Here is a 2,586-nt window from a genome sequence, read left to right on the forward strand (position 1 = left end):
TTTGGGGGTTAGAGGCATGCTCGGAAGGAGAAACCGACCCCCACTCAGGAGCCGTAGGGGAAAATTAGCTCTCCGGCTCAAACACCTTCAGATCCACCACCTTCCCCCCTTGGAAAGTCCAGTGGGCAAAGGTGCCGGCCACCTCCCCATTCTCATCGAAGTTGATGGATCCAGAGGCGCCGGTGTAGAAGATGTCTTCCCCTTTGCCGATCAGCTCCACAGCCTTGGCCCACTCTCCGGGCAGGATCTCGGTGCCGGGGGGATTGGCCACTTCCCGCAAAGCATCCCGAACAGCAGTGCCATCGGTGCTGCCGGCTTTCTGAATGGCCAGAGCCAGGACAAAAGCGGCATCGTAGGCGGTGTCGATGTAGGGGGTGGGGGGCAGCTCCCCGTAGGCGGCTTTGTAGGCTTCGGCAAAGATTTGGTAAGCCTTGCTATCGGTGAGGGCCTGAGGCGAAACGCCGATGGATCCCTCTAGCTTTTCGGCTCCCACCTGGGCTGCCACGTCGGGAGAGCGCATGCCATCGGTGAAGACAAAGCGGTCAAACAGCCCCTCTTCCAAAGCTTGCCGCAAAATGACCACACCGTTTTCGGGGTAGCCAATCAGCACCAATGCCTGGGGATCCCCTTCCTTCAGTTGGGTCAGCTCACTGCGATAGGAAGCCTTGCCGGGCTCGTAGGGAACCGACTTGGTGATGGTGCCGCCCCGCTTTTCAAAAGCCGTCTTAAAGCTGTCGGCCAGGCCCTGGCCATAGTCGTTATTGATGTAGATGATGGCCAGGCGCTCCAGCTTCTCTTCACGGGTGATCTGGGCCAGGGCTACCCCTTGATAGGCATCGGAAGGAACTGTGCGAAACAGAAAATCGTTGTCCTCCAGAGTGGTAATGGTAGGAGCGGTGGAAGCGGGGGAAATTTGCGGGATCCGATTGGGAACCGTGACCGTCGTGGCCACCGGAATGGTGATGCCACTGCCCAAGGCGCCGATGATGCCGGCCACCTTCTCCACGGTGACCAACCGTTGAGCTGCGTCGATAGCCGGCTGAGCCGACGTCTGGTCATCCGCTTCGACCACTTGGGCAGGGGATCCCAAAATGCCACCGGCGGCGTTGATTTGGTCAATCGCCAGCTTGATCCCTTTGAGGCAGTTTTCCCCGAAGGCCTGCAGATCCCCGGTAAGAGACATCAAGGCCCCGATTTTGACCGGCCCCTGAGTGGCCTGCTGTGCCGTGCTGGGCAGCAGAGTGGTGGCAAGAGCAGCCGCCGTCAGGGCAGCCGCCGCTGCAAAGGCCCGTCGGGTGAGTTTATTCATGCGAGACATAGCCGACAACCTCCTGTGAGGGAAGGGAAAGTAGAACTCAGATCCCAAAGGTCAAGTAAAGTCAAGTGTTGAGTCGTAGTAGTCAGACGTTGGCTCACCTCAAAGCGTTCCCCACTCCCTCAAGAAAAGATGGCTCCGGGAAACAGGCGGGCCAGACTCAGGATCTCGCCCGTTCCTTGGCTGCTGTAGGGCTGGCTGCGGCCTCCAAAGGCAGTTGCCCCTGTAGGAATCCAGGAAGGATAATGGGCAAACTCAGCCATTGGGCTCATTATATTTTGAGAAATACTGAACTCATCGGTCGGCGGGGTTTTCCCAAGGCAGCGGCGTGATTGTTATCGACGACATCTCCAAGCGGTTTGGCGGCATTAGCGCGGTGGATCACTGTTCCTTCCGCATCGAAACCGGTCGGATTACGGGCTTGATCGGCCCGAATGGGGCAGGGAAGACCACGCTCTTTAACATCATCGCCGGGTTTATTCGGCCCAGCAGCGGGCGCATCTGGCTAGATGGGGAAGACATCACCGGCCTGCCCCCTCACCATCTGTTCCGTCGAGGGCTGGTGCGCACCTTTCAGATCCCGCGGGAGTTTGGCCGCATGACCGTCTTGGAGAACTTGATGGTGGTTCCCCCCAACCAGATAGGGGAAAACCTGTTCGCCACTTGGTTCGGTTGGCGGCGGGTGCAACGACAAGAACGCAACCTGCAAGCTCGGGCGGAAGAGGTTCTGGAACGGCTGAACCTGATCCATCTGCGGGATCAACTGGCCGTCACCCTTTCCGGGGGGCAAAAAAAACTCTTGGAACTGGGACGTACCTTGATGACCGATGCACGGGTGATCCTGCTGGATGAACCGGGGGCCGGCGTCAACCGCACTCTGCTGGCGGATTTGATGCGTTTTATCGAGTATCTCAACCGCGAGCGGGGCTGCACCTTTTGCATCATCGAGCATGACCTGGATCTGGTGACCCGTCTCTGCGACCATGTGGTGGTCATGGCTGCCGGCAAGGTTCTCACCCAGGGATCCATGGAGGAGATCAAACAAAACCCAGCCGTGCGGGAGGCCTATTTGGGATCTGTGGCACTGGCCGACTCCCTAAACCCACCCCAACCCTCCCCTCTGCCTTCGGAGGGATCCCTCTCATGACCCCTTTGCTGGACATCCAAGATCTCTACAGCGGCTACCGGGGGGTGGACATCCTCAAGGGGATCCACCTGAAGGTGAACCCCGGGCAAATTGTGGTGATCATCGGCCCCAATGGAGCCGGCAA

3 protein-coding genes are annotated in these 2,586 nt (G+C 58.9%); 1 reads left to right on the forward strand and 2 read right to left on the reverse strand.

Features of this window, described 5'->3' with window-relative positions:
• Window positions 1–64: 64 nt before the first annotated feature.
• Together NW819_RS09045 and NW819_RS09050 are read right to left on the reverse strand one after the other, a co-directional pair.
• Entirely contained in the window at window positions 65–1,318 is a 1,254-nt protein-coding gene (locus NW819_RS09045; protein ID WP_414342885.1) for an ABC transporter substrate-binding protein, read from the reverse strand.
• 119 nt (window positions 1,319–1,437) lie between these two features.
• A complete protein-coding gene (locus tag NW819_RS09050; protein ID WP_414413544.1) occupies window positions 1,438–1,587 on the reverse strand; it encodes a hypothetical protein in 150 nt (49 codons plus the stop codon).
• A 56-nt stretch (window positions 1,588–1,643) separates the two neighbouring features.
• Between NW819_RS09050 and NW819_RS09055 the strand changes: the two genes are divergently transcribed.
• Entirely contained in the window at window positions 1,644–2,462 is an 819-nt protein-coding gene (locus NW819_RS09055; RefSeq protein WP_414329274.1) for an ABC transporter ATP-binding protein, read from the forward strand.
• Window positions 2,463–2,586: the final 124 nt, after the last annotated feature.

This window comes from Synechococcus sp. R8-2, from assembly GCF_047461715.1.
Taxonomy (GTDB): Bacteria; Cyanobacteriota; Cyanobacteriia; order Thermostichales; family Thermostichaceae; genus Thermostichus.

Bases quoted from the DNA above. Each gene is read 5' to 3' on its own strand.
- NW819_RS09045 (WP_414342885.1), bottom strand. From the start codon at position 1,318: ATGTCTCGCATGAATAAACTCACCCGACGGGCCTTTGCAGCGGCGGCT.
- NW819_RS09050 (WP_414413544.1), bottom strand. From the start codon at position 1,587: ATGAGCCCAATGGCTGAGTTTGCCCATTATCCTTCCTGGATTCCTACA.